Annotated in this window: 18 protein-coding genes; 9 read left to right on the top strand and 9 right to left on the bottom strand. The window is 62.5% G+C overall.

Annotation, left to right across the window (positions count from 1 at the left end; all coding sequences use genetic code 11):
• Nucleotides 1-53 precede the first annotated feature (53 nt).
• Nucleotides 54-821: a tRNA pseudouridine(38-40) synthase TruA gene (truA, locus tag ACR0CU_RS09775; RefSeq protein WP_170358129.1), complete on the top strand. Its 768-nt coding sequence runs from the start codon at nucleotides 54-56 to the stop codon at nucleotides 819-821.
• A gap of 2 nt (nucleotides 822-823) precedes the next feature.
• On the opposite strand, the gene ACR0CU_RS09780 is transcribed toward truA, so the two are convergent.
• The 4 genes from ACR0CU_RS09780 to ACR0CU_RS09795 all read right to left on the bottom strand — a co-directional run bounded on the left by ACR0CU_RS09780 (nucleotide 824) and on the right by ACR0CU_RS09795 (nucleotide 4,512).
• Nucleotides 824-1,759 (bottom strand): nickel/cobalt transporter, encoded by a 936-nt coding sequence (locus ACR0CU_RS09780; protein ID WP_170446948.1) that lies wholly within the window; start codon nucleotides 1,757-1,759, stop codon nucleotides 824-826.
• Nucleotides 1,744-2,391, bottom strand: a complete 648-nt coding sequence (locus ACR0CU_RS09785) for a DUF1007 family protein (protein ID WP_170446950.1) — start codon at nucleotides 2,389-2,391, stop codon at nucleotides 1,744-1,746. Before ACR0CU_RS09785 ends, ACR0CU_RS09780 begins: the two co-directional genes overlap by 16 nt.
• A gap of 68 nt (nucleotides 2,392-2,459) precedes the next feature.
• Nucleotides 2,460-3,275, bottom strand: coding sequence for a thioesterase family protein (locus tag ACR0CU_RS09790; protein WP_254429346.1), 816 nt, complete (start codon nucleotides 3,273-3,275; stop codon nucleotides 2,460-2,462).
• 1 nt (nucleotide 3,276) lies between these two features.
• Nucleotides 3,277-4,512, bottom strand: a complete 1,236-nt coding sequence (locus ACR0CU_RS09795) for an acyl-CoA dehydrogenase family protein (RefSeq protein WP_170446952.1) — start codon at nucleotides 4,510-4,512, stop codon at nucleotides 3,277-3,279.
• 129 nt (nucleotides 4,513-4,641) lie between these two features.
• Here ACR0CU_RS09795 and ACR0CU_RS09800 point away from each other — a divergent pair, with 129 nt between their 5' ends.
• Nucleotides 4,642-5,577 (top strand): 2-hydroxyacid dehydrogenase, encoded by a 936-nt coding sequence (locus ACR0CU_RS09800; protein ID WP_170358124.1) that lies wholly within the window; start codon nucleotides 4,642-4,644, stop codon nucleotides 5,575-5,577.
• A 7-nt stretch (nucleotides 5,578-5,584) separates the two neighbouring features.
• On the opposite strand, the gene ACR0CU_RS09805 is transcribed toward ACR0CU_RS09800, so the two are convergent.
• Nucleotides 5,585-5,941 (bottom strand): hypothetical protein, encoded by a 357-nt coding sequence (locus tag ACR0CU_RS09805; RefSeq protein ID WP_170337492.1) that lies wholly within the window; start codon nucleotides 5,939-5,941, stop codon nucleotides 5,585-5,587.
• Between the two features lie 177 nt (nucleotides 5,942-6,118).
• Here ACR0CU_RS09805 and ACR0CU_RS09810 point away from each other — a divergent pair, with 177 nt between their 5' ends.
• The 3 genes from ACR0CU_RS09810 to ACR0CU_RS09820 all read left to right on the top strand — a co-directional run bounded on the left by ACR0CU_RS09810 (nucleotide 6,119) and on the right by ACR0CU_RS09820 (nucleotide 8,431).
• Nucleotides 6,119-6,952 (top strand): bifunctional allantoicase/(S)-ureidoglycine aminohydrolase, encoded by an 834-nt coding sequence (locus ACR0CU_RS09810; protein ID WP_170446954.1) that lies wholly within the window; start codon nucleotides 6,119-6,121, stop codon nucleotides 6,950-6,952.
• Nucleotides 6,953-7,063: 111 nt separating this feature from the next.
• Nucleotides 7,064-7,387: a hypothetical protein gene (locus tag ACR0CU_RS09815; protein ID WP_170337821.1), complete on the top strand. Its 324-nt coding sequence runs from the start codon at nucleotides 7,064-7,066 to the stop codon at nucleotides 7,385-7,387.
• A gap of 54 nt (nucleotides 7,388-7,441) precedes the next feature.
• Nucleotides 7,442-8,431 (top strand): type I glyceraldehyde-3-phosphate dehydrogenase, encoded by a 990-nt coding sequence (locus ACR0CU_RS09820; protein WP_170446956.1) that lies wholly within the window; start codon nucleotides 7,442-7,444, stop codon nucleotides 8,429-8,431.
• Between the two features lie 40 nt (nucleotides 8,432-8,471).
• Here ACR0CU_RS09820 and ACR0CU_RS09825 read toward each other — a convergent pair whose 3' ends face one another.
• The 3 genes from ACR0CU_RS09825 to puuE all read right to left on the bottom strand — a co-directional run bounded on the left by ACR0CU_RS09825 (nucleotide 8,472) and on the right by puuE (nucleotide 11,869).
• On the bottom strand, nucleotides 8,472-9,899 hold the full coding sequence (locus ACR0CU_RS09825; protein WP_093962810.1) for a uracil-xanthine permease family protein: 1,428 nt from the start codon (nucleotides 9,897-9,899) through the stop codon (nucleotides 8,472-8,474).
• 66 nt (nucleotides 9,900-9,965) lie between these two features.
• Nucleotides 9,966-10,454 (bottom strand): ureidoglycolate lyase, encoded by a 489-nt coding sequence (locus tag ACR0CU_RS09830; RefSeq protein WP_170446960.1) that lies wholly within the window; start codon nucleotides 10,452-10,454, stop codon nucleotides 9,966-9,968.
• Nucleotides 10,451-11,869, bottom strand: coding sequence for an allantoinase PuuE (gene puuE / locus ACR0CU_RS09835; RefSeq protein WP_170446961.1), 1,419 nt, complete (start codon nucleotides 11,867-11,869; stop codon nucleotides 10,451-10,453). The genes ACR0CU_RS09830 and puuE overlap by 4 nt, the downstream gene beginning before the upstream one ends.
• Nucleotides 11,870-12,071: 202 nt before the next feature.
• On the opposite strand from puuE, the gene uraH reads away from it, so the two are divergent.
• A complete protein-coding gene (gene uraH, locus ACR0CU_RS09840) occupies nucleotides 12,072-12,428 on the top strand; it encodes a hydroxyisourate hydrolase (RefSeq protein WP_093963044.1) in 357 nt (118 codons plus the stop codon).
• Between the two features lie 4 nt (nucleotides 12,429-12,432).
• Here uraH and ACR0CU_RS09845 read toward each other — a convergent pair whose 3' ends face one another.
• The gene (locus ACR0CU_RS09845) at nucleotides 12,433-13,347 is read right to left on the bottom strand and encodes a LysR family transcriptional regulator (protein WP_170446963.1); all 915 of its coding nucleotides are present in this window, start codon (nucleotides 13,345-13,347) and stop codon (nucleotides 12,433-12,435) included.
• 95 nt (nucleotides 13,348-13,442) lie between these two features.
• On the opposite strand from ACR0CU_RS09845, the gene ACR0CU_RS09850 reads away from it, so the two are divergent.
• The 3 genes from ACR0CU_RS09850 (at nucleotide 13,443) to ACR0CU_RS09860 (ending at nucleotide 20,713) form a co-directional block, all read left to right on the top strand.
• On the top strand, nucleotides 13,443-14,666 hold the full coding sequence (locus ACR0CU_RS09850; RefSeq protein ID WP_170366689.1) for a urate hydroxylase PuuD: 1,224 nt from the start codon (nucleotides 13,443-13,445) through the stop codon (nucleotides 14,664-14,666).
• A 231-nt stretch (nucleotides 14,667-14,897) separates the two neighbouring features.
• A complete protein-coding gene (locus tag ACR0CU_RS09855; protein WP_254437564.1) occupies nucleotides 14,898-16,625 on the top strand; it encodes an autotransporter assembly complex protein TamA in 1,728 nt (575 codons plus the stop codon).
• Nucleotides 16,622-20,713, top strand: a complete 4,092-nt coding sequence (locus ACR0CU_RS09860; RefSeq protein WP_480642919.1) for a translocation/assembly module TamB domain-containing protein — start codon at nucleotides 16,622-16,624, stop codon at nucleotides 20,711-20,713. Before ACR0CU_RS09855 ends, ACR0CU_RS09860 begins: the two co-directional genes overlap by 4 nt.
• The last annotated feature ends 20 nt before the right edge of the window (nucleotides 20,714-20,733 follow it).

Below are 20,733 nucleotides of genomic sequence, written 5' to 3' on the forward strand. Positions count from 1 at the left end.
CGCTTTTGCCGCCTGCCCTTGCCCGGGCGCCTCCGGCAGGGTACCAGCAGCCCATGCCCAGATACGCGTTGAAAGTCGAATACCAAGGTGAGCCGTTTGCCGGATGGCAGCGGCAGAAGGATCTGCCCTCGGTCCAGGGCGCCATCGAGGCGGCGTTGTCGAAACTACAGCCCGGGTCACACACGATCGCGGCCGCCGGGCGCACGGATGCGGGCGTTCACGCGCTGGGGCAAGTGGCCCATTGCGACCTGGAAAAAGATTGGGACCCGTTCCGCCTGTCCGAGGCGCTGAACTATCACCTCAAGCCGTTGCCGGTGGCGATTCTCAAGGCCGCGCGGGTGGCGGATGACTGGCATGCGCGGTTCTCGGCCATCGAGCGGCAGTACCTGTTCCGCATACTGATCCGCCGTGCGCCCGCGACCCATGACAAGGGCCAGGTCTGGCAGATCGGGCATCCGCTGGATGTCGCCGCGATGCAGGCTGGGGCCGACATGTTGATCGGGCGGCACGATTTCACCACCTTCCGGTCCTCGATCTGCCAGGCGGCCAGCCCGGTCAAGACGCTGGACGAGCTGCGCGTCGAACAGGTTCCGGGCTTTTCCGGCCCCGAGGTGCATTTCCACGTCCGCGCCCGGTCCTTCCTGCACAACCAGGTGCGCAGTTTCGTCGGCACGCTCGAACGGGTCGGCGCGGGCGCCTGGACACCGCAGGACGTGCGCGATGCGCTCGAGGCTGCCGACCGCGCGGCCTGCGGGCCGGTCTGCCCTCCGCAAGGTTTGTACCTGGCGCGGGTGGGCTACCCCGATCCTGTTTTCGACTGACGTCAGAGCGCGCGCAGCAGCAATCCACCGGCGATCACCGCGATCAGCAGCCCGGCCACCAGTTCGATCGTGGGCGCCAGCACGGCCGCGAACCGCGTAGCCGAGGCCGAGGCCAAGAGCCCTCCCCGCAACCCGAACGACGTCCAGCCAACCAGGGTGGTGACGGTCGCGGTGCCCAGCGCCATGGCAAAGGCCCCGGCGATACCGACCATCGCGATGCCCATCTGCCAGGTCAGGATCAGCACGAACAAAGCTCCGGTACACGGTCGCGCGGCGATGCCGGCGATCAGGATCAGCGCCTCGCGCAGGCTGCCGACCTGGGCCACCTCTTCGGCGGTGGGGCCATGACGATGCCCGCAATCGGAACAAGCCTCACTGTCGTGATGGTGATGATGCCCGTGATCATGATGATGGTGATGGTCATGCGGGGCACTGTCCGAACGACCGCGCCGGGCGAAACTGCGCAGCGATCGCAGAACCAGCCACAGCCCGATGGCCGCGATCGCACCATAGCTGACCGGGGCCATGATCTGCTCGGTGGTGCCGACCAAGCTTTCCCGCGACATCTGGAACACCAGAACGCCTGCATACACCAGAACGATCGCCGTCACGGCCTGCCCCAGCGAGGACAGTACGCTGATCGCCGACAGGCGCAGAAAGGCGACATTGCGGCCCAGCCCATACCCTCCGATCAGCACCTTGCCATGGCCCGGCCCCACCGCATGGAAGAACCCATAGGCAAAACAGACGGCCAGCAGCGTGGCCACGGCCTCGGGCTGTTCGGCCCGCGCGGCCCGCAGGGCACGGGCGATTTGGTTCTGGAATTCCCGCTGCTCGCCCGCGGCCCAGGACGCGAGGCTGTCAAAGCCTCCGCTGCCCCAGAACCACAGCAGCAGCGCTATTGCCAGGCCGACCGGCAGGATCAGGTAGCGGGACATGAAACGCGGATCTCGGTGGCAAAGCGTTGACCGACCAGGGGGATGTCGTTCTCCTCGAGGTCATAGTCGGCGTCCAGGGTCAGCAGAAAGGCCTGCATCTGGGCCAGTTCGCCGTCGATATCCGGCTCGAACCTGTCGATCCGGCAGGATTCAGGCCCGGAAACGGTGACCGGACGCGTCACTTCGTAGGCGGTATAGAATGTCTCGTCATAGGGTTTGGCCGATAGGCTTTGGGCAACCACCGGGTCGCCCTCGACCTTGCGCAGATGGGTGGTCACGATGCGGCCATCTTCGGTCGTGGCGCGTGGCTCCAGCGGGCCGGACAAGGCAACCGGCTGATCGGCAGCCAGGATGACCAGATCGCCGTTGTATCCTTCGACCCACTGCGCGTCGAAACCGGCGAGGCGCTGCTCCTCCGCCTCGGACAGTACGCCGTCGCCGTCCTGATCCAACCTCATGTCTTCGAGCACAAGCAGCGAGTAGAACTCGTCATAGGCCCAAGTTACGCGGACATGGGTCAGGTTGCCCGACTCGTCCACGATGAATTCCAGCCCGGTGTCGATGAAGACATGCGGGTGCGCCACCGCGGTAAACGGCAGGCAACAGGCGAACAAGGTGGGTATCCAGCGCATGAACGCGAAGATAGGGTGCCCGACCGGCGCTGGCAACGCGGTTCGGCGGTAAGCACGGATTTTGCCGCTCATTTCGGCGGAAACAGGACCAGCGTCTGCAGCGCCGTGCCGATCGGGCCTTGAGTATCGTACAGAACCGACTGCGACATCCCGATGCCGCTGGGCTGCCAGTGCGACACGGAGTCCGAGGCGAGCCAGTCGGAGGTCGGCTCGCGGTGGATCTGCACCGTCAGGTCGGTGTTCATGAACCCCATTTCCGAGGTCGGCGCATTCCACGAAATTCCGTTGCCGCAATCGGCCAGCGGGCACAACGACTGGATCGGCGAGGGGGTTTCGCCCTCGAGCAGAGGCGGGGTGCGCATCCAGATGGTTTTCGGCCCCGCCCCCTGGTTGCCGCCTTTGGGATAGGCCACCTCGGAATGATGGGCAAAGCCGGGCAGGTCATGCCGCATTTCGCCGATGGGAAACGGGCCGTCTTCGATCTGCGACAGGTCGGGGCCTTGGATCGCCACATTCGGCACCGGCCCCAGATCCCGGCGCGCCAGATGCATCGTGGTGGCGGTCGCGCACAGCGTATCGTCCAGGTCATGCACCGTGACGCGCGTGGTGGCCAGCGTCTTGGTGTGGCGCACGGTCTCGGCGGCCACGCGAAGACCGGACAGAGGCAGCGGGCGCAGCAGATCGACGGTCAGGCGGGTCAGCATCTTGTCGGGGCCGACCTCGATCTCGGCCGCGCGCACGATCAGGCCCGCAACCGGGCCGGCATGACAGTGGTCAGCCGACCACGGCCCGCGCGCCGGGTCATTTCCGACAAAGGCCCCGTCGGGCGCGACCCGGAAATAAGCGGTCTTACCCACCACTGGCTGCATCGCCGCGTCCTGCATGTCAGATCTTTTCCTGGGTATGCTTTTTCAGTTCGGCCCGCGCAACCTGACGGCGATGCACCGCATCCGGGCCATCGGCCAGCCGCAGCGTGCGCACATGCGTCCAGGCGGTGGCCAGCGGCGTATCCTGGCTGACACCCTGCCCGCCGAACATCTGCACCGCCTCGTCGATCACCTTCAGCGCGACGCGCGGCGCCACGACCTTGATCTGGCTGATCCACGGAGCCGCCGCGCGCGCATCGCCCTGATCCATGTACCACGCGGCCTTCAGACACAGCAGGCGGGCCATCTCGATCTCCATCCGGCACTCGGCGATGATGTCGAAATTGGCACCCAGCTGCGCCAGCTTCTTGCCGAAGGCTTCGCGCTGCAGGGCGCGTTTGCACATCTGCTCCAGCGCCATCTCGGCCTGGCCGATCGCGCGCATGCAGTGATGGATGCGACCGGGCCCGAGGCGCCCCTGCGCGATTTCGAACCCGCGGCCCTCGCCCAGCAGGATGTTCTCGGCCGGCACTCGGACATCGGTGAACCGGATATGCATGTGCCCGTGCGGCGCGTCGTCATGGCCGTATACTTCCATCGGGCGCAGGATCTCGATCCCAGGCGTGTCGGCGGGCACCACGATCATCGACTGGCGCTTGTGCTTGGGCAGGTCGTCGCCGCCGGTCTTGACCATCACGATGTAGACCTTGCAGCGCGGATCGCCCGCGCCGGACGACCACCATTTCTCGCCATTCAGAACATAGTCATCCCCGTCCCGCACACAGGACATCGAGATATTCGTGGCATCCGACGAGGCCACATCCGGCTCGGTCATCAGGTAGGCCGAGCGGATCTCGCCTTCGAGCAGCGGCTTGAGCCATTGTTCTTTCATCTTCTCGGTGCCGTAGCGCTCGAACACCTCCATGTTGCCGGTGTCGGGGGCGGAACAGTTGAACACCTCGGCGCCCAGCGGGGTCTTGCCCATCTCTTCGGCGAAATAGGCGTATTCGACCGTAGTCAAGCCAAAGCCCTTGTCGCTGTCGGTCAGCCAGAAGTTCCACAGACCTGCCGCCTTGGCCTTGGCCTTCAACCCTTCCAGGATCTCGGCCTGGCGTTCGGTGTACTGCCAGCGGTCGCCCTTGTTGATCTCGGCCTGGTATTCCTCTTCCAGGGGCATGATTTCGTTGCGGATCATGTCGCGGACCCGCTCCAGCAGCGCCCGGTTCTCCTCGCGCAAGACAAATGACATGTTCATGAAGAATCCTCCGTAGATCCCGGAACCGGGCTTTACCTTTGCGCCGAGGATGGCTTAGCTGCGGCAACTGTGTCCAGCCGCGTGACGGCACGTCACTTGCAATCAATTTGAAACGGAAGAGGGGCGCAGATGGCGTTGTTAATCGATACCGGGCTGTCCGACTGGATGAGCGATGCCGAGATTGCCGAAGAAGTACGGCAACATGCACCAACGGCCGATGTGCGCACGCCAAGCACAATTGGTGACCCGGCCGAGGTCACCATGGTGGCGGTTGTCGGCCTGCGGGACGATCACGCGACCCGCCTACCCAATCTGCAGCTGGTGCAAAAGTTGGGCGCCGGAGTCGAGACAATCGTGTCGAACCCCGCCCTGCCCGCGCATGTCCGCGTGGCCCGCCTGAAACCGGACGCCCCGGCGCAAGGCATCGCAGAGTGGTTTCTGGCCTATATCCTGTACGCTCACCGGAACATGGGCTTTCACGCGGACGCTCAGCGGCGGGCCGAGTGGCGGCCGAAAGCGCCGGTGCTGACATCTGACACCGTAGTCGGAGTTCTGGGGCTGGGCCATATCGGCAGCCGTACCGCCCGCATGCTGCGCGATGTCGGGTTCCAGGTCATCGGCTGGAGCCGGTCGCCCAAGCAAATCGAAGATGTGACCTGTCTGCACGGGCAGGATGCTTTGCCGGGAATGCTGCGCGGTTGCGACCATGTCTGCGCGATTCTGCCCTCGACCCCCGAAACCATCGGCTTGTTTGACGCAGAAATGCTCGGCGCGATGAAGGACGGCAGCCAGTTGTTGAATGCGGGACGTGGCGACCTGATCGACGAGGAAGCCTTGATCGAGGCACTTGACCGGGGTCGTCCTGGGCACGCGGTTCTCGATGTGACCGCACAAGAGCCGTTGCCCAAAGACAGCCCCTTATGGCGGCACCCGGCGGTCACGATCACACCGCATGTGTCGGGATGGCATCTGGGTGATGCGTTGGCGGATGTTGCCCAGAACTTTCTGCGGCTGAGCGCAGGTCAGCCCCTGCTGCACGAGGTTGACCGCAGCCGCGGTTACTGAGCCGCGATTACGGCGTCAGAATCCAATTGCCGCTGGCATCCTTGCACTGACGGGTGCGGATTTCCGGGTTGGGCGCCGCCCCGGACGGCTGCACAAAGTGCTGGAAGTGAACGCAGTTGTCCTTCACGTCCCGTATCCTGACCGTGCCTTTGGTGCCCGTTTTCTCGTTGACCCAGTTGCGCTCCTGCCCGACGCTTGGGGTCCCGCCTGCCAGCATCGAAGACGTCGTCGCGTCCAGAACCTGATAGTCGTCCGGGCTCAGCCCCATTTCAGCGATGATCCGGGACAGAGGCTTGGCATCGACCGCCCCCACGACACCCGACAAAAACAGCGCAAACAGGGCAGCAGGCAACCGGACAGTCATGCGAAACTCGCTTTCGTGAAAATTGATCTGCACCAAGAATATACATCCATGCAATCAGGGCCAAGCCCCAGCGGCCGGACCTTCAAATAATGCCGAACAAACCTATCGGACTGCCGGCGCTATCGGCCCGCCGCTGATGGGACCATAGTAATCGCAAACCAAGCTTGAGGCACAGGAATGGCTCATCAAAATTACTACGCGCCCACCGGCGGGCTTCCGGACCAGACTCAGCTGCTGACCGACCGCGCCATGTTCACTGACGCCTATGCCGTCATCCCGAAAGGCACGATGCGCGACATCGTGACCAGCTTTCTGCCGTTTTGGGAACAGACCCGACTGTGGGTCCTTTCGCGCCCCCTCAGCGGGTTTGCCGAGACGTTTTCGCAATACATCATGGAGGTCCAGCCGGGCGGCGGCAGCGATACGCCCGAGACGGACCCGGACGCCCAAGGCGTGGTCTTCGTCGTCGAAGGGTCGGTTACCCTGACCCTTGCGGGGCAGGTCCACGAGCTGGACACAGGGGGCTATGCCTACATTCCGCCCGGGTCCGATTGGACCTTGCACAACCGCTCTGACGCCGTGGCCCGGTTCCATTGGGTACGCAAGGCCTATGAGGCCGTACCCGGATTGCCGGCCCCCGATCCGATCATCACCAACGAACGCGACGTCGCCCCAACCCCAATGCCCGGCACCGAAGGTCGGTGGGCCACCACGCGCTTCGCGGATCCAAGTGATCTGCGCCATGACATGCATGTGAACATTGTCACGTTTGAACCAGGCGGGGTCATCCCCTTTGCCGAAACGCATGTCATGGAGCACGGGCTTTATGTGCTTGAGGGCAAGGCCGTCTATCGACTGAACCAGGATTGGGTCGAGGTCGAGGCCGGTGACTACATGTGGTTGCGCGCGTTCTGTCCTCAAGCCTGCTACGCGGGCGGGCCGGGGCGATTCCGGTATCTGCTCTACAAGGACGTCAATCGGCACATGCCGTTGAAACTGTCCACACGATGACCAGCAAAAGGTTCTGAAAACGGGCTTTTGCGTCGGCAGGGGTTCACAGGGACGGCGGAATTTGCTGAAATCAGAGGTGATTTCGTTTTGTTCATTCGTGGAGATTGGTCGATGAAACTGCGCGCCCCTCTGACGGCACTGGCCATGATCGGCCTCATGGTCGCCGTCGACACCGCCCCGGTCGTGGCAAAGGAAGCGACCAAAACCGTATCCGTCATGAGCCGCACATGGGCTGTGACGCAGGTTGCGGACGCCCCTGTCGTGTATCGTGCGACCCGCGACAACAACAACCTCAACCCGTTCGGCCCGCCGCCGCGCCTGCGCACGGTTCAGGCCATTGCGGCCATCCAGCAGGCAACCGGGTGCAAGGTGATCCGGTCAAGCATGTACCAGAATATTTCGGGCCAGTTCTTCTCGCAGGTCAGCTGCGGATAGCGGCGACGCCATACGGGCATTGAGGTCGGTCAAACGGCCTGCCATAGCTTGCGCATGAAACTCGCAATCAACGGATTCGGCCGCATCGGCCGCACGATCCTGCGGCAGGTCATGGCCCTGCCAGCGGGTTCGGATGTTCAAGTGGTGCTGATCAACGACATCGCACCGCTGGAGACCTGTGCCTATCTGTTCAAGTACGACAGCACGTTCGGCCCCTATGCCGGTTCGGTCGAAACCAGCGCCGGGGCCTTGCAGGTAGATGGACATTCGATTCCACTGAGCCACAGCGACGACCTTGCCGATGTCGATCTGTCCGGCGTGGACGTGATGCTGGATTGCACGGGTATCGCGCGCAGTTCGGATGTCGCAATCCGGGGCCTGCAGGCAGGGGCTGGCAAGGTGCTGATTTCCGGCCCGTCCCCGGCCGCCGAGACAACGATCGTTCTGGGCGCCAACGAAGACATGCTGGGCAATGCCCGGATTGTATCGAACGCGTCCTGCACCACCAACGCGCTGGCGCCGCTGGCCAAGGTGATCGACGAGATCGGGGGCATCGCCTCAGCGCACATGACCACGATTCACTGCTACACCAACAGCCAGCCGATGGTGGACGCTCCGCGTGGAGACCTGGCGCGGTCGCGGGCTGGGGCCTTGTCGATGGTACCCACCACGTCAAGCGCGACCCATCTGATCGACGTGGTTCTGCCGCATCTGGCCGGACGTATTTCCGGTGCGGCTGTGCGGGTGCCCACTGCCAGCGTCTCGGCCATCGATCTGGTCGTGACCCTGCAAAATGGAATGGATCCGGAGCTGTTCTCTGCCGAATTGAGCCGCGCCGTCGAGGCATCAAAGGTGCTCGGCTGGACCGACTTGCCGCTGGTCTCGTCCGATCTGCGTGCGCGACCGGAATCGCTGGTGATTGCCGGACCGGAAACACGTGTCGTCGGGCAAAATCAGGTCCGGGTTTTCGGATGGTATGACAATGAGTGGGGTTTTTCGGCCCGTATGCTCGATGTCGCCGGGATGATGGCTCAGACGGAATAGCCCGCAGCGCGCTTGGCGCTGCAGGGCTGAGTTACAGGTTTCAGTCGTGCGGCAAACTGCCAGCGCCGTGACCGGCCATTCCGCCCGAGACCTCTTCGGTCGATTCCTCGGCCAGTTCATGCGGCAGAATGAGGTTCAGCACGATGGCGATCAGCGCTGCGGGCAACAGTCCGCTTGTCATCAGGATGCGGATTGTGTCCGGCAAGTGCTGAACCGCGCCGGGCTCCAGCTGCAAACCGAGCCCGATCGACAGCGAGATTGCGAAGATCACCATGTTGCGGCGATTCCAGTCCACGTCGGACAACATCGAAATACCGGCAGCCACCACCATGCCGAACATGACGATCACACCGCCCCCCAGAACTTCGATCGGAACAGTGCGTATGATGGCGCCGACCTTGGGAACAAGTCCGCATAGGATCAGGAACAGCGCACCAATCGTGACGACATGGCGGCTCATGACACCGGTCATCGCGATCAGACCAACGTTCTGACTGAACGAGGTATTCGGCAAACCGCCAAAGATACCGGCGACAGCCGTGCCAACACCATCTGCGTAGGTCGCTCCCGCGATCTCTTTGTCCGTGGCCTCGCGACCCGCACCACCTTTGGTAATGCCCGAAACGTCACCGACGGTTTCGACCGCTGACACGAAAGCCATGAGGCAGAACCCGATCACCGCCGCCAGCGAGAATTCGAACCCATATTTGAAGGGCACCGGCAGCGCGAAACCAGCGGCCCGCGACCAGCTTGTTCCAATGGCTTCGAACGTCACCATTCCGACCATCAGGGCGTAGACATAGCCGACAGCCAATCCGACCAGAACCGCAGACACCGACAGCATTCCGCGGGCAAAGAACTTGAGGCCCAGCGTGACGATCACGACGACCAGTGCCGCAGACCAGTTGAGCAGCGATCCGTATTCCGGCGTACCGATCGCAGGGACACCACCCGCCGCATATTGGATGCCGACCTTGACAAGTGCCAATCCGATCATCGTCACAACAAGGCCCGTGACCAATGGCGGCAGAGCGAAGCGGATCTTGCCAATGAACATCCCAAGGCAGGCGTGAAAGATGCCGCCGATCAGAACGCCTCCGAACAGCGCGGCAAGGGCCTCAACGCCCTTGCCAGCCACCAATGGGATCATGATGGGCAGGAACGCAAAGCTTGTTCCCTGAACGATGGGCAATGCCGCACCAACCGGGCCCAGCGTGATGGTCTGCAACAAGGTCGCCAACCCTGCAAACAGCATCGACATCTGGATCAGATACAGCAGCTCGGGAAAATCGGGCGAGTTCGACCCGAAGCCAAACCCGGCCGCACCGGCCACGATGATGGCGGGGGTCACGTTTGACACAAACATTGCCAGAACGTGCTGAATCCCAAGTGGTATCGCCTTGTGCAGCGCAGGCGTGTAATTCGGATCCCGAAGCTGATCGGGTGTTCCTATCGAAGTTTCGGCCATGATCTCAACTGTCTCCCTGTTTTCTCATGGGGGTCTTGCCGCTTCTCCGACGGCTTCAAAATTGGCTTAGCGTTCAACCACCTCGTAAGGGGTGTCGAACCAGTGCTCCTCGAGGTTTGCGCCTGAACCGATACGGTCGACTACCGCGAAAAGGCCTGGCGCGTGCAGCGGCGTCAGCACGCCGTGCCACGTGCCGCGATGATAGTTTACCCCCTGCCCCGGTTGCGTCACGAAGGCCAGCGGCCGGCCGGGAACGCCATCCTCATCCGGCGCGACGATCACCAGGAACGGCTGGTGGGACATGGGAATGAAGGCCTGGCTGCCCAGAGGGTGACGTTCGACCATGTCCAGTTGATAGGGCAATGTCCGTGGGTTGGCGTCGAACAGGCTGATCCCCGCGCGCCCGTCCGCAAAGTCCAGAACCGCCCGGTCGTGATACCGCCCGCACTGACCCTGGTTGATGATCTTGTCCGGTGCGCCCGAAACCTCGAGCACGTCGCCGAACGGCGCAAAGGCTTGGGCCGTCAGCGGCGCGATAGGAATGTTCCGAGTCATGAGGGCAGCACGTCGCGCAGCCGGAACTCGGCGATGCGCTCGACCTGACAGCAGGCTTCGGCGAGCTCGGTCTCGCGGTCATTCTCGATGCGCCGCTGGAACGCATGCAGGATCGAGGCCTTGTCGTGGTCGCGCACCGCGATGATGAAGGGAAAGCCGAATTTTTCGGTGTAACGCGTGTTCAAATCGGTGAAGGCGTCGCGCTCGGCGTCGGTCAGGGCGTCCAACCCGGCCGAGGCCTGTTCCGAGGTGCTTTCGGCCGTCAGGCGTTTGGCCTGCGCCAGCTTGCCCGCCAGATCCGGGTGTGCAGTCAGAACGCCCAGACGTTCCTCGGACGAGGCCGAACGGAACACCCGCGCCAGCGCGTTGTGCAGCCCGCCCGCCGTATCGTGAGCGGGGCCCAATTCCAGCGCCCAGGCGCGCTCGGCGATCCAGGGTGAATGTTCGAAGATGCCGCCATAGGCCGCCACGAAGGCGTCGCGGTCCATCTGCGAGGGGCGTGGGCGATCCTGCGGCGGGTGCTGCGCCGCCCAGTGTTCGGCAATCTGCAACCGGGTCGCGAACCACACGTCGGAAAAGCCGCGCGCATAGTCCAGGAACCGCTTCAGCGCCATCACCCGGCCCGGCCGGCCGACCAGGCGGCAATGCAGACCGATCGACAGCATCTTGGGCGCGCCCGCCTGCCCCTCGGCATAGAGCGCATCGAAACTGTCGCGCAGATACGCAAAGAACTGATCGCCCGAGTTGAACCCCTGCGGCGTGGCAAAGCGCATGTCGTTGCAGTCCAGCGTATAGGGCACGATCAGCTGGTCGCGCCCGCCGGTTTGCACCCAATAAGGCAGATCGTCGGCGTAGGTGTCGGCCACATAGGCAAACCCGCCTTCCTCGGCCACCAGCCGAACGGTGTTGTCCGAGCACCGCCCCGTGTACCAGCCGCGCGGACGGTCTCCGACCACCTCAGTGTGCAGGCGGATCGCCTCGACGATCTGGGCGCGCTCCTCGTCTTCGGGCATGTCCTTGTGTTCGACCCATTTCAAGCCGTGGCTGGCGATCTCCCAACCGGCGGATTTCATCGCCGCCACCTGATCGGGCGAGCGCGCCAGCGCGGTGGCCACGCCATAGACGGTCACCGGCAAGTCGGCCATCAAGCGATGCAGCCGCCAGAAACCGGCGCGGGCGCCGTATTCATAGATGGATTCCATGTTCCAATGACGCTGGCCGGGCCAGGGTGCGGCGCCCACGATTTCGGACAGAAACGCTTCGGACGCGGCGTCGCCATGCAGCACGCAGTTTTCGCCGCCCTCTTCATAGTTTAGCACGATCTGCACTGCCAGCTTGGCCCCGCCCGGCCACTGGGCTTCTGGCGGGTTGGCTCCATATCCAATCATGTCGCGGGGGTATCGGGGGGGCTGCATTCTGCTTTCCGTCTTCAATTTCAGGCTTCCATTCGGTTTATCCCATAAAACCGTGATGGATTATCAAATCAATCCGAACGCTGTTTCCGGTTGTTTCGGCGTTCCCTGCGCCATGGCCTTTGCCGCAAGGTGGGCAATGCAAACCGGATTGCCTAAAATGGCATCCGAAGACGAAACGTACAGACAACAGCAGGAGCTACTCGTGGCAGGTTATCTGACGACCCATGTTCTGGACACGGCGCGGGGATGTCCGGCCGAGGGGCTGAAAATCGCGTTGTACCGCGTGTCGGGCAATTCGCACCGGAAATTGGTTGAGATGGAAACCAATGCGGACGGGCGCACCGACAGTCCCATCCTGCCGGAAAAGACTTTCAAAACCGGTATCTACGAATTGATCTTCTTTGCGGGGGACTACCTGCGGGCCTCCGGGCAAGCCGTTGAAGACCCTCTTTTCCTTGATCAAATACCGATCCGGTTCGGCATGTCCGACCCCGAGGCGCATTACCATGTTCCGCTTTTGCTGTCGCCATTCGGGTATTCGACCTACCGGGGCAGCTGACCCCTCAGACCTGCGACATCCGCACCACATCGCCGATCCGCGAGATCATGAAATCCATGAACAGTCGCGCTTTGGGGTCCTGATGACGCCGATGCGTGTAGAGACAAGCCATCTGGACCGAAACCGGTGGCGTGTCGACGGCAACGGGCACCAGTCGCCCGGCCTTGAGATGCTCGGCCACTTCAAAAACGGGTTTCATCGCGATCCCCTGCCCAGCCAGCGCCCAATCAGTCAGAACATCGCCATCGTCGCACTCGAACCGTCCGGACACCGCAAACCGTTTGAGTCCTTCGGCTGTCTGCAGCAGCCATTGGAACTCGGTCGCCCCGGGGAATCGCAGGTTCAGGCATTCGTGCCGGTCCGAGATCAGCTCCGCCCCGGTCCGGGGCATGCCTCGGCGCGCGACATAGTCTGGCGCAGCACACAAGACACGCTGGCAATCCGCGATTTTGCGGATCCGCAATGTGCTGTCTTCGGGTTGACCGATGAAGAACGCCAGATCCAGCCCTTCGGTCGTGAGATCAACAGACCTGTCCGTCAGACGCAGCCGCACGTCAATCTCGGGGTAGTCGGCAAGAAATTCAGGCACTTGAGGCGCCAACAGCCGTCGCCCGACCCCCAGTGGAGCCGCTACGAAAAGCGATCCCCGGGGCGCTTCGGTCAGGTGCACGACCTGCGCTTCGGCCTCGTTCACGGCATCCAGAACCGCAACCGCACCGGGGTAGAACGCCCGGCCCTGCTCGGTCGGGCTGAGGTTTCGGGTCGTACGCTGGAACAATCGCACACCCAAATGATCTTCGAGCTGGGAAATCCGCGCCGAAGTCACCGCTGGCGAGATTCGCAGATCGCGCCCGGCCGCGGACATGCTGCCAAGATCATAGACCCGGACAAAGGTACGGATATTGTCGAGATAGGACATCTTTTCGTTTTTTTTGATACAGTTTGACAATATACGGGAATACCGAAGAAAATCCCGTTTGCCTAGTGTGTCGGCAAGCAATCGGAGAGCTTTGCATGTATGAATTCGCCGTGTTCTGGGACTGGATGGCATTTGCGGTGCGGTGGCTGCATGTCATCACGGCAATCGCCTGGATCGGATCGTCATTCTATTTCATCGCGCTGGACCTCGGCCTGAACCGCGACATCCCCGGTCCTGCGGATGGCGAGGAATGGCAGGTGCATGGCGGCGGCTTCTACCATATTCAGAAATACCTTGTGGCGCCCGAGCGGATGCCCGACCACCTGACCTGGTTCAAATGGGAAAGCTATGCAACCTGGCTCAGCGGTGCGGCCTTGTTGATGATCGTCTATTGGGTGGGCGGCGAGCTGTATCTGATCGACGCACAGAAGGCCGATCTGGCGCTTTGGCAGGGCATCCTGATCTCGGCGGCGTCGCTGACCGTGGGCTGGCTGATCTATGACTTCCTGTGCAAATCTGGCCTGGGTGAGCGTCCGACCCTGCTGATGCTGCTACTGTTCGTTCTGCTTGTGGCGATGGGTTGGGGATACAACCAGATCTTCACTGGCCGCGCGATGATGCTGCATCTGGGCGCTTTCACCGCCACGATCATGACGGCCAATGTGTTTTTTATCATCATGCCCAACCAACGGATCGTGGTGGATGACCTGAAAAACGGCCGCACCCCGGACCCGAAATACGGCAAGATCGCCAAGCTGCGCTCGACCCACAACAACTATCTGACTTTGCCGGTGGTCTTCCTGATGCTGTCGAACCATTACCCGCTGGCCTTTGCGACCGAATACAACTGGATCATCGCGGCGCTGGTGTTCCTGATGGGTGTCACCATCCGGCACTACTTCAATACGCGCCACGCCCGGGCCGGCAACCCGACCTGGACCTGGCTTGTGACGGCCCTGCTGTTCATCGCCATCATGTGGCTGTCCACTGCGCCGATGTACAAACCGCTGGAAGAGGCCGAGGCGCAGCCTCTGACCCAGTTCGAGGAGCGCTTTGTGCAGGCCAGCGGCTTTGAAGAAGCCCATGACGTAGTCTTGGGGCGCTGTTCCATGTGCCACGCGCGCGAGCCCGTCTGGGACGGAATCCTCTGGGCCCCCAAGGGTGTTCTTCTGGAGACCGAAGGTGACATCGCGCGCAATGCCGAGCAAATCTATCTGCAGGCTGGAGTCAGCCACGCGATGCCGCCGGCCAACGTCACCTATATGGAACCCGAAGACCGCGAGGCCATTATCCGCTGGTTCCGAAACGCGGGCCTGTAGCGGCAGCTTTTCCACAACTTCGCATGGGAACTGGGAAAACCGCGTTTATTTCTTTGCCTGAGCGGTTTGAGATGATCTAACTGTTTCCAAGGGATCGCGGCGCCGCGACAAGCAGCGCAAATCAATGCGGCCCGGGACAGGTGGAGCCATTTGATGCAGGCGAGCAGACGTAGGGGCGGTCTGAAGAACTGGTGTGCGGGTGTGTTTTTTGCCCTCGCCCCGACCTGTGCGATGGCACTGGAAACATCGCTTGCAGCGCCAGGATTGTCGGACGACTTGAAAAAGCAGATTGAGGAAACGTCCTCGGTCATGACTGCCGACAACCGGGGGCTGGACACGCCGCTTGAAGTTCTGTCAGCCGCGTTGTCGGATTACCGAACGATCGTACAAATCCTCTATGATGCCGGATATTTCGGCCCGTCGGTCAGCATCAAGCTGGACGGGAAAGAAGCGGCAGATCTCAGCTCGCTGAGCGTTCCTGCGCAGATCAATCGGGCAACGATCACCATTCGCCCCGGCAAAGCGTACAATTTCGGAACCGCAGTCGTTCAGCCTTTGGCCCCCGATACCGAATTGCCCGAAGAGTTTGCCCCCGGCAAGCTGGCCACGACCGGCGCCATTCAACAGGCGACTTCGGCCGGGATTCAGGCCTGGAAGGACGCGGGCCACGCCAAAGCGAAACTGCGCGATCAACAGATCATCGCCCGGCACGCACAGGCCCAGCTGGACGCCCGGATCGACCTGGATCAGGGGCCGCGCCTGAAGTTCGGCAAGATGTATATCGAAGGCGGCACCGATGTCCGCCACAGTTCGATCGAGAAAATCGCCGGTTTCCCGTCGGGCGAGGTCTACTCGCCCGAAAAGTTGCAAAAGGTCGGCACACGGCTGCGGCGGACTGGTACGTTCAGCACCGTCTCGATCCAGGAACGGGACACGCCGAACCCGGACGGCACGCTGGATTTCGACGCCACCTTCGAGGACTTGCCCAAACGCCGCCTGACGTTCGGGGTCGAACTGGCCTCGCGCGATGGCTTGGACCTGACCGCGACGTGGACCCACCGCAACGTGTTCCGGCGCGCCCAGCGGCTGCGCTTTGAGGCCGCCATCCGAAACATCGGCGGGTCTGAGGATATCGACGGGCGGTTGGGTCTGCGTCTGGATCAGCCCGACCGACTGGGCCCGGACGACAACACCTTCTGGAGCGCGCTGCTCGAGCGCCGAAATACCGACAATTACAGCGTGTCGGTTGCCTCGCTGACCTATGGTGCGCGGCGGACGTTCTCGGACGAGTTGTATGCCGAGGCGGCTGTGGGCTTTTCCATCTCGAACGCTGACGACGCCTATGGTGACGGCCGCAAGTTCAGATATTTCATCATTCCGTTCCGGTCCGAGTGGGACAAACGCGACAGCAAGGTCAGCGCCACCCGCGGGTATTACCTGGACAGCCAGTTCATGCCCTTTGTCGGCATCTCGGGCACGGATACCGGGCTGCGCCTGTTTTTCGACGGTCGCGCCTATACCAGCCTGGGCACTGGCGGCCGGATCGTGCTGGCCGGGCGGGTGCAACTTGGATCGATCCTCGGCCCCCCGGCGGATGGTGTCACACCGGATTTCCTGTTCTTCTCCGGCGGCGCGGGCACCGTGCGCGGTCAGCCCTATGAAAGCCTTGGTGTCCCCGTCGGCACGGGCATTGCCGGCGGCAAGTCCTTTCTTGGCCTGTCGGGCGAGGTACGCGGCAAGGTCACCGAAAAGCTGTCTCTTGTTGGGTTTTACGACTACGGTATCGTAGACACGTCCTCGTTCATCGGCAGTGGCGCCGAGTACCACGCGGGCGCGGGCCTTGGCGTTCGGTACGATCTGGGCGGCTTCGGCCCGCTAAGGCTGGACTTGGCGGTGCCTGTGCAAGGTGACACGGGCAACGGGCTGCAGTTCTATATCGGGATTGGGCAAGCATTTTGAGGCGTTACCTTTCATATCCTCTGGCAGTCGGGGCAACCGCCTTTGCCCTGTCCGGCCCCGTGGCCGCGCAAGAGGAAGAGAGCGGCGGTCTGCTGACCGATTTCCTGCAGAACACGTTATCCGGAGACAACCGAAATATCCGGGTCATCGGCTTGGAGGGCGCGCTGAGCTCTCGCGCACGCATCCAGGAGATCACGGTGGCCGACGACGAAGGAGTCTGGCTGACCATCAAAAACGCCGAGCTGGATTGGAACCGGCTGGCCCTGATCCGCGGCCGGTTTTCCGTGAACGCCCTGACCGCCGAAGAAATCGACATCGCACGCGCACCCGGCAAGACCACCACAGACGAACCGGCCGCCACCGCCGAGACCGAACCCTTTCAACTGCCCGAACTGCCCGTGGCGATCGAGATCGGTGAACTGCGCGTCGACGAGTTGTCCCTGGGCGAACCGCTGATCGGCGTTGCAGCAGACCTTTCAGTGGACGGAAACCTGAATCTGGCCGATGGCGCGCTGGACACCAAGCTGGACATCAACCGGTTGGACCGGGCCGGCGATCAGATAAATCTTGTGGCCAGTTTCCAGAACGAAAGCCGGCAAATCGACCTGGACTTGACCGTCTCCGAGGCGTCAGGCGGGTTGATTTCGACCGCATTGAAAATACCGGACAGCCCACCCATCGGCCTGACGGCCAAAGGGTCCGGTCCGATCACCGATTTCACGGCGGATATCGGGCTGAGCAGTGACAATGTCGACCGTGTCTCGGGCCAGGTGCGCCTGCGCGGGATAGAGAAGACGGAAGGGGCGGCAGACGAAGGCATTGCCTTTACCGCCGACCTGGGCGGCGACCTGACCCCATTTCTGGCCACCAACATGGATACCTTCTTCGGTACGGATACACGTCTGTATATCGATGGCCGCACCGGAGCCCAAGGTGCGCTGGAGATTACCGAGGCGGACATCACGTCCGAAGCTTTGAAACTGGAAGCGCAGCTCAGCCTTGGAACAGGCGGAGCGCTGCAACTGGTAGCCGTCCAGGCAAGGATCTCGCCGCCGGCCGGGGACGACGTGGTCCTGCCATTCGGTGGAGGAGACACATCCGTCAAGGCCGCACAGCTCTCTGCGCTTTTCGACCACGAAAACGGCAATCATTGGGACCTGAGCCTGACGACCGAGAATGTTGTCACACCCCAAGTCCAGATTGCGCACACGCGGTTGACCGCGCAGGGCACCCTGACTCAGATCGGCGGTCTGGACCTGACCGGAGACCTTCAAGCCTCTCTGGACGGTTTGGACTTGGCTGATCCTGCTCTGAACACAGCGGTGGGCGATCGCGTCACCCTTGATGGCCTGTTCGAATACGGACGGGACAAGTCGCTCCGACTCTCGGGTTTCGAACTTGGGGGAACCGACTATTCAGCGACCGCCGATGCTGTCGTCAGCGGGCTTGAAAGCGGTCTGAAGATTGACGGATCGGCAACGATGCAGGCGTCCGATCTGTCTCGTTTCTCTGAGGTCGCCAAATTGGATCTGGGCGGCCGGGCATCGGTCCGGGTCGAGGGGGCGGGCTCGCCGTTGGAGGGCAGTTTTGACGGCAAGCTGGCCGTTTCCGGACAAAACCTGTCCACTGGTCGGGACGATATCGACCCCATCATAGCGGGCGAGACGGACATCACGCTGGACGCCAAGCGGGATGCAAACGGCATCCTGATCCGCGCTTTCACCATCGACGGCGAAACCCTGAACGCACAGGCGGATGGCGCGGTCACCACTCCGAACGGCAATTTCACCATCGACGGCCAGGCCCGGGTGAATGCCTCTGACCTTTCGGTATTCTCCGGCCTCGCCAAGCGCGACCTTGCGGGGACCGTTCAGGCCCAGGTGGATGGCAAGGGCACCGTGCAGACCCTTGAGTTTGATGGCACTGCGCAGGTGACGACTACAGACCTGCAAACCGGGCTGGATCAGGTGGATCCGCTTGTGACCGGGCGCGTCGTCCTGAACTTCGACGGCGCGCGCACCGGTGACCGGATCGAAATCCGCAAGGCAACCGTTGACGCAGCCGCGCTGAATGCCCAAGTCGCGGCAACCATCGACGATCCGACCGGAAACCTGGCCTTTGACGGTCAGGCGCAGGTCAATGCCCCCGACCTGTCCGTCTTTTCCGGACTGGCAGGCCGTACGTTGGCGGGCGCGGTCACGGCGGATGTGACCGGTCGAGGGGCCCGTGGCAGCAAAGTCTTCGACGTGCAGGGCAAAATCAATGCAGAGGACATCTTGACCGGAATCCAAGCGGTGGATGCGCTGATCCCCGGACAGACGACGCTGACAGTCGACGCATCGAACGGCGAGGAAGGGTTGAACATCCGCAACTTCCGGCTTGCAGGGACAGCCTTGTCCGCCAACGCATCCGGCATCTTGAGCCGCGAAAGCGGCGGGCTGAGCTTCTCCGCCGCGTTGGACGACCTCGCCCGGGTTTCACAGAGCCTGACGGGACCGCTGAAGGTGAACGGGAATGTGGCCCCCACATCCAGCGGTGTCGAGGGCACGGTCAGAGTGACCGGCCCGGAGACGTCCTATGCCAATCTTGTCGGCAGCGTAAATACGGATGGCTCGGCTGACCTGGACTTTGACGCCAAGTTTGATCGGGTCGAACGTTTTGCGCCCGAGTTTCCGGGCAGCTTGACGGCGAAAGGCAATGCAACGCGCCAGAACGGCGTGTGGACCATTGATGCCAATGCCGCCGGACCGGCCGAGATCAGCAGTGCAGTCAAGGGAACCTACGACGAAGCCTCGGGCAATGCCGACATCTCCGCACAGGGCGGCGTCAATTTGGGCATTGCAAACATCTTCATCACGCCCAACAAGATCGACGGATCGGCCCGGTTCGACCTGGCGTTGAAGGGCAAGCCGGCGCTGGAGTCGCTGAGTGGTCAGATCACCACCTCAGGGACGTCGATGGCGATCCCCAGCGTTGGGCAGACCATCACCGATATCGGCGGAACTGTAGACCTTGCCAACAGCCGAGCAACGATTTCGATGCGCGGCGGCATGCGCGCCGGAGGCGGATTTACGGTCAGTGGCCCGGTCGACCTGACACCGCCTTTCAACGCGCAGATCACAACTGCAATCAACAATCTCGTCCTGACCGACAATCTTCTGTACGAGACCACGTTGAACGGCCAGATCGCAATTACGGGCGCCCTGGCAGGGAACAGTTCGCTGGCCGGGCAGATCACGTTTGGCGAGACCAATATCAACCTGGCCGCGGCATCAGGCGCGGTGGGGGCCGCGCCGATCCCGAAGATCGAACACGTGAACGAAAGCAATGCCAGCTACGTCACTCGGGAACGGGCGCAGCTGGTAGAAAAAGAGAAAACGTCGCAATCGGACTCTCGCATATCTCTCGACATCAGCCTGTTGGCCCCCAAGGCGGTTTTCGTGCGAGGTCGCGGTGTGAATGCTGAATTGGGCGGTGCGATCTTCATCAAGGGCACCACCAAATCCGTCATCCCATCGGGCCAGATCGAACTGATCCGCGGCAATCTGGACATCCTTGGCCGGAGGCTGGCGCTGACCAAAGGCGTGGTCAGCCTGCAGGGCGACCTGACGCCGTATATCGAATTCGAATCCTCGGCCAGCACTTCGGATGGAACCGCAACGTTGGAAATCGCGGGCCCGTTGGATTCTCCGACAGTCGATGTTTTCTCGGACCCCGAACGCCCCGCCGAAGAGGCGCTGGCCATGCTGCTGTTCGGCAACCGCTTTTCCGAACTGTCCCCGTTTGTCATCGCCCAGATGGCCGCGTCGCTGGCCCAGCTGAGCGGTGCCGGTGGCGATGCCACCAAGGGCGTTCGGGACGCCACGGGCGTAGATACTGTCGACGTCGGCGCGACCGAGGGCGGCGGCGGGCGTCTAGGCGCCGGTGCTTATTTAAGCGACAACCTGTACACCGATTTCACCGTGAACACCGAAGGCGACACCGAGGTGAACCTGAACCTGGACGTCAGCGACAGCGTGACGGTGCGCGGCACCGTAGATGGGCGCGGCGATACCGGCATCGGGATTTTCTTCGAGCGTGACTACTAGGGTTTGGCGGGACCGCCACC

The organism is Ruegeria sp. BC2 (genome assembly GCF_056539245.1).

What these genes read in the sequence shown, in the direction of transcription:
- ACR0CU_RS09795 (WP_170446952.1), bottom strand. Translation starts at nt 4,512, where the DNA reads ATGAACATGTCATTTGTCTTGCGCGAGGAGAACCGGGCGCTGCTGGAG.
- ACR0CU_RS09830 (WP_170446960.1), bottom strand. Translation starts at nt 10,454, where the DNA reads ATGACTCGGAACATTCCTATCGCGCCGCTGACGGCCCAAGCCTTTGCG.
- puuE (WP_170446961.1), bottom strand. Translation starts at nt 11,869, where the DNA reads ATGCAGCCCCCCCGATACCCCCGCGACATGATTGGATATGGAGCCAAC.
- ACR0CU_RS09825 (WP_093962810.1), bottom strand. Translation starts at nt 9,899, where the DNA reads ATGGCCGAAACTTCGATAGGAACACCCGATCAGCTTCGGGATCCGAAT.
- ACR0CU_RS09800 (WP_170358124.1), top strand. Translation starts at nt 4,642, where the DNA reads ATGGCGTTGTTAATCGATACCGGGCTGTCCGACTGGATGAGCGATGCC.
- ACR0CU_RS09805 (WP_170337492.1), bottom strand. Translation starts at nt 5,941, where the DNA reads ATGACTGTCCGGTTGCCTGCTGCCCTGTTTGCGCTGTTTTTGTCGGGT.
- ACR0CU_RS09855 (WP_254437564.1), top strand. Translation starts at nt 14,898, where the DNA reads ATGGCACTGGAAACATCGCTTGCAGCGCCAGGATTGTCGGACGACTTG.
- ACR0CU_RS09820 (WP_170446956.1), top strand. Translation starts at nt 7,442, where the DNA reads ATGAAACTCGCAATCAACGGATTCGGCCGCATCGGCCGCACGATCCTG.
- ACR0CU_RS09850 (WP_170366689.1), top strand. Translation starts at nt 13,443, where the DNA reads ATGTATGAATTCGCCGTGTTCTGGGACTGGATGGCATTTGCGGTGCGG.
- ACR0CU_RS09810 (WP_170446954.1), top strand. Translation starts at nt 6,119, where the DNA reads ATGGCTCATCAAAATTACTACGCGCCCACCGGCGGGCTTCCGGACCAG.
- ACR0CU_RS09790 (WP_254429346.1), bottom strand. Translation starts at nt 3,275, where the DNA reads ATGCAGGACGCGGCGATGCAGCCAGTGGTGGGTAAGACCGCTTATTTC.
- ACR0CU_RS09815 (WP_170337821.1), top strand. Translation starts at nt 7,064, where the DNA reads ATGAAACTGCGCGCCCCTCTGACGGCACTGGCCATGATCGGCCTCATG.
- ACR0CU_RS09845 (WP_170446963.1), bottom strand. Translation starts at nt 13,347, where the DNA reads ATGTCCTATCTCGACAATATCCGTACCTTTGTCCGGGTCTATGATCTT.
- ACR0CU_RS09780 (WP_170446948.1), bottom strand. Translation starts at nt 1,759, where the DNA reads ATGTCCCGCTACCTGATCCTGCCGGTCGGCCTGGCAATAGCGCTGCTG.
- ACR0CU_RS09785 (WP_170446950.1), bottom strand. Translation starts at nt 2,391, where the DNA reads ATGCGCTGGATACCCACCTTGTTCGCCTGTTGCCTGCCGTTTACCGCG.
- truA (WP_170358129.1), top strand. Translation starts at nt 54, where the DNA reads ATGCCCAGATACGCGTTGAAAGTCGAATACCAAGGTGAGCCGTTTGCC.